This window comes from Phenylobacterium sp., from assembly GCF_016793225.1.
In the GTDB taxonomy this organism is placed as follows: Bacteria; Pseudomonadota; Alphaproteobacteria; order Caulobacterales; family Caulobacteraceae; genus Phenylobacterium.
Window position 1 is genome coordinate 1 of the sequence record NZ_JAEUMN010000002.1, and the last position, 8113, is coordinate 8113.

Genomic DNA, 8113 nt, shown 5'->3' on the forward strand with positions numbered 1-8113 from the left:
TAGGACGTCGGGGCGGTTGGTGGCGGCGATCAGGATGATCCCCTCGTTCGCCTCGAAGCCGTCCATCTCGACCAGCAGCTGGTTCAGCGTCTGCTCGCGCTCGTCGTTGCCGCCGCCCAGGCCCGCGCCACGATGGCGGCCCACGGCGTCGATTTCGTCGATGAAGATGATGCAGGGCGCGTTCTTCTTGGCCTGCTCGAACATGTCGCGCACGCGGCTGGCGCCGACGCCGACGAACATCTCCACGAAGTCCGAGCCCGAGATGGTGAAGAAGGGCACGCCCGCCTCGCCCGCGACGGCGCGGGCCAGCAGCGTCTTGCCGGTGCCGGGTGGGCCGACGAGCAGGGCGCCCTTCGGAATCTTGCCGCCCAGGCGCTGGAACTTCTGCGGGTCCTTCAGGAAGTCGACGATCTCGGTCAGCTCTTCCTTGGCTTCGTCCACGCCGGCCACGTCGTCGAAGGTGACGCGGTTCTTGTTCTCGGTGAGCAGGCGCGCCTTGGACTTGCCGAAGCCCATGGCGCCGCGGGCGCCGCCCTGCATCTGGCGCATGAAGAAGATCCAGACGCCGATCAGGAGCAGGATCGGGAGCGCGTTGAGGAAGAAGCCCAGCCAGCCGGGGCCGTTCGCCGACTTCACCGAGATGTCGGCGCCCTGCTTCTCGAGGCGCTGGACCAGGTCTTCCTGGTTGTTCGGCGTGATCGCCCGGTACGTCCGGTTCGCGCGGTCCTTGATGTCGACGATGGGGCCCTGGATCGTCGCCTGGCTGACCTCGCCGGCGTTCACCTTGGAGAGCAGCTGCGAGTAGGTGATCTCACGCGCGTTCGCGCTGCCGCGCCCGCCGCCCGTCATCATGCTGTAGAGCCCGACCAGGACGACGACGATGACGCCCCAGATGACGAGATTTCGGAGGTTCATAGAGGACCGACCCTTCGGTGTGACGTCCGGAAACCCAAGATAGGACGCCAACGGCTGATAGACCACTTAACGCATCGTGGCCGCGACGGTACGCCTCGCCTTGGCCATGTACGCGAAAAGGGCCGCGCCGGTGGCGCAGCCCTTCACATAAGCATCAATCGTGCCAGCTTTTAGCCCCGGGTCCGCGGATCATGACGCAGGCCCGCGGGGCGGTTCGTCTCAGCGCGACGGCTTCTTCGGCGCGGCGATCAGGCCTTCGCGCTGCGCGCGCTTGCGGGCCAGCTTGCGCGCCCGGCGCACGGCTTCCGCCTTCTGGCGGGCGCGCTTCTCGGACGGCTTTTCGTAGTGGACGTGCCGCTTCATCTCGCGGAACGAGCCCTCGCGCTGCATCTTCTTCTTCAGCGCCTTGAGGGCCTGGTCGACGTTGTTGTCGCGGACGAAAATCTGAACCAGAGGACTTCTCCTGTTTGCACGCTTGCCGCCCACCTCAGCCGGCAAAAGGCGGCGAGCGAGCAAAATGTAGTTCGCCCGAAGGTGCGACCCTTCGGGTTTCAGAGCGCGGCCAGATAGCAGAAGCGGCGGGGCGTGTCCACGCCGCCGCCGCAAATGCCGGCGCGCTCCTTCAGCCCGGGATCAGGCGGCCTCGGCGGCCTGACGGCGACGGATCGCGGAGCCCGCGCCGAAGAAGCCGATGAGCATCAGCGCCCAGGTGCCCGGCTCGGGCACGCCGTGGATCGGCCAGCCGATGCCGAACGACTGCCGGTTCGGGTTCGAGATGACGTAGAACCGGTCGTTGGCGTCGGCCAGCGACGTGTAGTTCCCGTTGAAGTAGTCGTTGAAGTAGCCCTGGTAGGTCGCGAACTGCGAGCCCGTCAGGCTGCCCTGGGTCACGTAGATGTTCCGGCTGGGCACCTCGGTCTTCCAGATCGCGGCCTGGATCGCGGCGAGCCGCATGTGCATGTCGAAGGTGAGCGGGCCGTTCAGCAGCGCCTGCTGGCGCATGATGTAGCCGGTGTCGATCAGGTCGGTCAGCGCGCTGAGCTGCGTGGGGCTGATCGGATTGCCGCCGAAGTCGGTGGGCAGCGGGTTCACGATCAGCGGGTCCTGGTTCGACGAATAGACCAGGTTGAGGCTGCCGATGCTGATCGAGTGGTAGATGTCGACGCAGAAGCCGAAGAGCTCGTAGGCGGGGCCGGTCACGTTGCCGAGGGCGTCGGAGTCCTTCACCTGGAAGGCCATGCCGTTCGAATAGACGTTGCCCACGCCCTGGATGTAGGCCTGGAACTGCGTGTTCATGCTCGAGCTGAGCAGCTTCACGTAGGTCGCGGCCGACGCGGTCGTGGACGCCATCGCGGCGGCGGCCAGGGCGACGGCGCCCACGGCGGCGCGCTTCCAGCCTGACAGCCCACGGCTGCGCACGGTCGAACTCATTCTGAAACCCCCATCTTACCGGACGCTCCGTCCGGCCCCGATCGACAGGGTTACCGAGGCCTTGCCGGGGCCGCTATCGGATTCCCCTGAAACGGGAGAACGCCGTCACCCAGAACGCGTGGGGGTGGCGACGGTCAGACGGCCGTCTTGGTGGGGAAGGGCACCACGGTCGCGGCGTCGGCGGCGATGCGCTGGCGGCCCCGCTCCTCCACCAGCCGGATCTGCTGCTGCAGGTAGGGCGCCATGAAGTCGATGAAGGCGCGCACCCGGGGCGTGTCCTTGAGTTCGCGGCGCGTCACGATCCACGAGGACGTCCTGGCCTCCTCGATCTCGTCGGAGCAGCGCAGCAGGTCGGCGTCCAGGTCGCCGATCGTGCAGGGCAGGGCGCCGATGCCCAGGCCGGCCTTCACCGCGTGCACCAGGCTGCCCATGCTGTTCGAACGCGTGATCGGCGGCTTGCCGCCGGCGTGGCGCATCATCCAGGTGGCGCCCGGGATCTCGCCCATCTCGGCGGTGACGTCGATCAGGTCGTGGTCCACCAGGTCGGCCGGCGAGCGCGGCGCGCCGCGCCGGGCGGCGTAGTCGCGGCTGCAGTAGAGCGCCATGTCGTGGTCGCAGATCTTCCGCGCCACGAGGTCCGAGACCGCGAGCGTCTGGCTGGTGCGGATGGCGAGGTCGGCCTCGCCGTTCTCGAGGTCGAGGCTGCGGTCGGTGATGACCAGATCCACCTGGACGTCGGGATGCACCTTGCGGAACTCGACGAGCGCCGGAATGACCATGGTGTTGGCGACGAGCTCGTTCGTCGTCAGCCGCAGGGCGCCGGAGACGCCGCGGAGCTGGCCGGCCGCCTGGTTGGCGAAGCGGATGGCGGCGCGCTCGACCAGTTCGGCGTCGCCGATCAGGGCCTGGCCGTACTCGGTCAGCCGGCTGCCGGTCTGGCCCCGCTCGAACAGCTTGAAGCCCAGGTCGTGCTCCAGGCTCTCGATGCGGCGGGCCACGGTGGTCTGGTTGACCCCGAGCGCCTTCGACGCCGCAAGCGTCGAGCCGCCGCGGGCCACGGCCAGGAACGCCTTGAGGTCATTCCAATCGAACATGACCGCCATTCTGCGGTTGTGCAGACCCAACCTGCAAGAGCGCTGATCACCCGGCCGCCGCCGGCGAACGTATCTGCTGCGTCCCTCGGGACCGAAGGCCGCGCTCCCGGCGGCCGGAAGACGAAAGACGATGGTGCAGCTGATGAAGCTCTGCGGCGATCCCGCCCTCCCCCTCGACCGGCGCGTGCTGACAGTCGCCGGCCTGGGGCGCGGGATCGCCGCCACCGACTGACGACGAGATCTCCTCGCCTTTCTCCCCAGGAGGCGAGAGACGGGCGGGCTCCTCCTCTCCCCACAGGACCCGCCCCGGTCCCGCCGCCCGGCCCCAAGGCCCCGGGGCGGCGGACCAACCCTCACCGGCGCACGCTCCCCACACGGTGCGCCGTCATGGAGCCCTCTCCCCACCCTCCCCGAGGGGAGAGGGCGACATGAAAACCTCGTAATCTCCCGCGATCCCGGTTGGTGCTAAGGACACCCCACCTCGCCTCATCCGGGATCATCCATGTTCCGCACCTTCCGCGCCGCCGGTCTGGCGCTGCTCCTGTCGACCTCGGTCCTGGTTCCGGCGGCGCTGTCGCCCGCCCCGGCCGCGGCCGCCGAAGTGCCCCCCATCCGGTTCACCACCCGCACCCTGCCCAACGGGATGAAGGTCTATGCCTCGGTGGACCGCACCACGCCCAACGTGGCGGTCCAGGTCTGGTACGGCGTGGGCTCGAAGGACGACCCGGACGGGCGCTCCGGCTTCGCCCACCTCTTCGAGCACCTGATGTTCAAGGCGACGCGCAACATGCCGTCCGAGACCTTCGACCGTCTCACCGAGGACGTGGGCGGCGAGAACAACGCCTCCACCGCCGACGACTTCACCAACTACTACGAGATCGTGCCGGCCAATCACCTCGAGCGGCTGCTGTGGGCGGAGGCCGACCGCCTGTCGTCGCTGGTGGTCGACGAGGCGGTGTTCAAGTCCGAGCGGGACGTGGTCAAGGAAGAGCTGCGCCAGCGCGTGCTCGCCTCGCCGTACGGTCGCCTGATGGCGCTCTACCTGCCGCAGGCCAGCTACACGACGCACCCCTACAAGCGGCCCGGCATCGGCTCCATCGAGGAGCTGGACGCGGCGACGATCGACGACGTCCGCGCCTTCCACCAGACCTACTACCGGCCCGACAACGCCGCCCTCATCGTGGCGGGCAACTTCGACCCGGCCCAGCTGGACGCCTGGGTCGACAAGTACTTCGCGGGCCTGAAGAACCCGCCGCGCCCGCTTCCGCGGGTCACGGTGAAGGAGCCGCCGCGCACCCAGGCGGGCGTGTTCGACGGCTACGGGCCGAATGTGCCGCTGCCGGCAGTGATCGTGTCGTACCAGGGCGCCGCGGCGTCGGACCCGGACGCCCCCGCGCTCAAGGTGCTGGACGCGGTGCTGTCGGCCGGCAAGTCCTCGCGGCTCTACAACAGCCTCGTCTACGAGAAGCAGCTGGCGGTCGAGGCGTTCTCCAACGCGGACCTGCCGCGCGACCCGGGCCTCTTCCTGGTGGGCGCCATCATGTCCAGCGGGCACGGCGTGGACGAGGGCGAGGCCGCCCTGCTGGCCGAAGTCCGGCGGCTGCGCGAGGCGCCGCCGACGGCCGCGGAGCTGGCCGAGGCCAAGAACGAGCTGGTGGCGGCCGCGCTGCGCGAGCGCGAGACCATCGAGGGCCGGGCCAGCGCGATCGGCTACGCGCTGAAGGTCGACGGCGATCCGAACGCCGTGAACACGGAGCTCGCCAGGCTCCAGGCCGTGACCGCCGCGGATGTGCAGCGCGTGGCGCGCAAGTACCTGGCGGAGGATCGGCGCATGACGATCCGCTACCGCGCCGAAAGCGAGCGGCCCGCCGGGCAGAAGGCCGAGACGCGGCCCGCGCCGCCGGCCCAGGTCGCCACCTACGACGGTCCGGTGTTCACGCTCGCGCCCGAGGCCGAGCGGCAGAAGCCCCCGTCCGTGGGGGAGCCGGTGCAGCCGGTCCTTCCCAAGCCGGCCGAGCGGACGCTGGCGAACGGGCTTCGCGTCATCGTCGCCCGCTCGTCGGACCTGCCGTTGGTCACCGCCGACCTGCTGGTGAAGACGGGCGCCTGGGCCGATCCGCCCAGGCTCGCGGGCGCCGCCAACATGATGGCCGGCATGCTCACCGAGGGCACCCGGACCCGCTCGGCGCAGCAGATCGCCAGCCAGGTCGAGAGCCTCGGCGCCTCGCTCAGCGCCGGCGGCGGGCTCGAGTCGTCCTCCGTGACCCTCAACGTCGCGACCGACAACCTGCGTCCCGCCCTGGCCATCATGGCCGACGTGGCGCGCAACCCGGCCTTCGCCGCCGAGGAGCTGGAACGCCAGCGCGAGCAGGCCCTGGACGGGCTGCGGGTCGCCTACCAACAGCCCGGCGACGTCGCGGGCCTGGCCGCCGCGCCGGTGGTCTTCGGCGGCACGCCGTTCGGCCACGCGACCCAGGGGACGCCGCAGTCGCTGCCCCGGCTGAAGCCCGCCGACCTGGCGCGGCTGCACGCCACCTGGTTCCGGCCCGACAACGCGGTGCTGGTGCTGACCGGGAACATCTCGCCCGAACAGGGCTTCGCCATGGTCGAGGCGGCCTTCGGCGACTGGAAGAAGCCGGCCGCCCCGCTGCCGCCCGCGCCCACGGTCAGCCCGAGGTCCGAACCTCGCGCCGTCGCCATCGACATTCCGGGCACGGGGCAGGCCTCGGTCAACGTGCTGAAGCCCGCGATCTCGCGCCGCGACCCCGACTACTATCCGGCGATCCTCGCCACCAACGTGCTGGGCGGCGGCTACTCGGCCCGCCTCAATCAGGAGATCCGCATCAAGCGCGGCCTGTCCTACGGCGCGTCGGCCCGGATCTCGGCGGCGCGGACGACCGGCTCGATGCGCGCCTCGGCCCAGACCAAGAACGAGTCCGCCGGGCAGGTCCTGGACCTGATCAAGGACGAGCTCGGCAAGCTCGCCGCCGCCCCGCCGGCCGCGGACGAGCTCAAGGCGCGGAAGTCCGTGCTGGTGGGCGGCTACGGGCGCAGCGTGGCCACCTCGGAAGGCCTGGCCGGGATCCTCGGCAACTACGCCCTCTACGGCGTGCCGCTGGAAGAGCTGTCGCAGTACACGGCCAAGGTCGAGGCGGTGGAGGCGGGCCAGGTGCAGGCCTTCGCCCGCAGGGTCTTCGACCCCGCGACGGCCAGCGTGATCGTCGCGGGCGACGCCAAGACGTTCGCGCCCGAACTCGCCAAGCGGCTCCCGAAGCTGGAGATCATCCCGGTGGGCGAGCTCGACCTGGAGTCGCCCGACCTTCGACGGCGGCCGTAGCGCTTTCCCCAGCGTTGGAACCGGCTTTCGGACCGGGCGCGCTCAAGCTTGTGAACGGGCGAGGCTCCGGGCGCGCGCCGCCGCCCGGCGCCGCAGCGCCGCGCCGACGCCGCCGAAGCCGAGGATCATCAGCAGCCACGTCCCCGGCTCCGGGACGGCGGTGGTCGGCGGCTCGACGACCGGCGGGGGCGGCGGCCCGACGGGAGGCTCGCCCAGCGGGGGCGGCCCGGGGGGAACGGTCGGCGGCAGCACGCCTTCGGGGATCAGCGGAGGCTCGTCGATATCGGGCGGGAACAGCGGCGTTCCGGGCGGCCCGATGATCACCTCGTCGTCCGTCCCGAGGTCATCGAACGGAAGTCCCGGGAACCCGCCCTCGCCCGTCGCGCCCGGCGGACCCCCGGCGAGCAAGGCCGGCGGGCCGCTCTCGCAGATGGTGGTCGTGAGCAGCATGAAGGGCGCGTTCGCGATCTCGCGCTCGGCGACGACGTAGGGCGTCGGCGCGCGAACGGGCCGCGCGGCGGCGACGTGGCGCGGCGCGGCGCGGCGGGCGGTCGGCTTGCGGTGCGCGCGTGCGATCCGGCGCGCCTTCACCGGCCGGTGCGCGGTGGGCCGCCCCACGGCGACGGCCTTGCGCACCCGCGGGGCCGTCCTCGCGGCCGGCGGCGGGGTGGAGATCCGCATCATGTTCGCGCGAAGGGGGCCCGGCGTCGCCGCGGGGGATCCCATGGGGATGGACGACTGCCGCGAGAAACAGTCGGGCGCCGCCGCCTCGGCGCGGCCGGGCGGCCACAGCAACGCCGCTCCAGCGCTCAATGTTATCGCCCAGAAGATGCCACGGTACGCCATCGTGGCGTTAACAAGGGCGGCCGCAACAGGCGCGTTCCCGCCTCGCGCCCGATGATGATCTCAACTTCTTGGGATGAAACCCGCAGAAGCGGGAGCACGTTGTTGCGCCCGGCGCGAAATGATCTTCCTGGAACGTCGGACATCCGACAGAATATAGGCCGTCGCGCCGGGAAGTCTTGAGGACCCGGGCCTCTGCTGGCCCGCAGGCCGGTCAGGCCGTGGTGGTCCAGCGCGTCAGGTCACGCTCGCGGGCCATCAGGGCCAGGCCCGCCGCGATTGATTCAAGCTCGGCCCCCGTCTCGATGCGCTCCGCGGGAAAGCGGCGATGGAAGACGCCGCGCACGGCCGGCACGAGCGACGACCCCCCGGTCAGGAAGATGCGGTCGATGGCGTCCGCCGTCAGCCCCGCGTCCTCCAGCGCCGCATCGACGGCGCCTTCGATCAGGGCCAGCTCGGGGGCGATCCAGCGCTCGAAGTCCGTCCGGGCCAC

Annotated in this window: 7 protein-coding genes; 1 reads left to right on the forward strand and 6 read right to left on the reverse strand. The window is 70.7% G+C overall.

The features are described 5' to 3' along the window. The 4 genes from JNK30_RS00065 to JNK30_RS00080 form a co-directional block, all read right to left on the reverse strand. On the reverse strand, positions 1–915 hold a 915-nt coding region (locus JNK30_RS00065), incomplete at its 3' end, for an ATP-dependent metallopeptidase FtsH/Yme1/Tma family protein (protein WP_293479008.1). Between the two features lie 219 nt (positions 916–1134). Continuing rightward, a complete protein-coding gene (rpsU, locus tag JNK30_RS00070) occupies positions 1135–1368 on the reverse strand; it encodes a 30S ribosomal protein S21 (RefSeq protein ID WP_111275467.1) in 234 nt (77 codons plus the stop codon). A gap of 180 nt (positions 1369–1548) precedes the next feature. After that, positions 1549–2346, reverse strand: a complete 798-nt coding sequence (locus JNK30_RS00075) for a PEPxxWA-CTERM sorting domain-containing protein (RefSeq protein WP_293479010.1) — start codon at positions 2344–2346, stop codon at positions 1549–1551. Positions 2347–2480: 134 nt separating this feature from the next. Further along, on the reverse strand, positions 2481–3440 hold the full coding sequence (locus JNK30_RS00080; RefSeq protein WP_293479012.1) for a LysR family transcriptional regulator: 960 nt from the start codon (positions 3438–3440) through the stop codon (positions 2481–2483). 502 nt (positions 3441–3942) lie between these two features. Between JNK30_RS00080 and JNK30_RS00085 the strand changes: the two genes are divergently transcribed. Next, positions 3943–6777 (forward strand): pitrilysin family protein, encoded by a 2835-nt coding sequence (locus tag JNK30_RS00085; RefSeq protein WP_293479014.1) that lies wholly within the window; start codon positions 3943–3945, stop codon positions 6775–6777. Positions 6778–6819: 42 nt separating this feature from the next. Here JNK30_RS00085 and JNK30_RS00090 read toward each other — a convergent pair whose 3' ends face one another. Beyond that, complete coding sequence (locus tag JNK30_RS00090; RefSeq protein ID WP_293479016.1) at positions 6820–7623, reverse strand: PEPxxWA-CTERM sorting domain-containing protein; 804 nt, start codon at positions 7621–7623, stop codon at positions 6820–6822. 211 nt (positions 7624–7834) lie between these two features. Next, positions 7835–8113 (reverse strand): Hsp70 family protein (locus JNK30_RS00095; RefSeq protein ID WP_293479018.1); only part of this gene is annotated, 279 nt, incomplete at its 5' end.

Excerpts from the sequence above, each read along its gene's own strand:
- JNK30_RS00075 (WP_293479010.1), bottom strand. The coding sequence starts at position 2,346 with ATGAGTTCGACCGTGCGCAGCCGTGGGCTGTCAGGCTGGAAGCGCGCC.
- JNK30_RS00080 (WP_293479012.1), bottom strand. The coding sequence starts at position 3,440 with ATGTTCGATTGGAATGACCTCAAGGCGTTCCTGGCCGTGGCCCGCGGC.
- JNK30_RS00085 (WP_293479014.1), top strand. The coding sequence starts at position 3,943 with ATGTTCCGCACCTTCCGCGCCGCCGGTCTGGCGCTGCTCCTGTCGACC.
- JNK30_RS00090 (WP_293479016.1), bottom strand. The coding sequence starts at position 7,623 with ATGGCGTACCGTGGCATCTTCTGGGCGATAACATTGAGCGCTGGAGCG.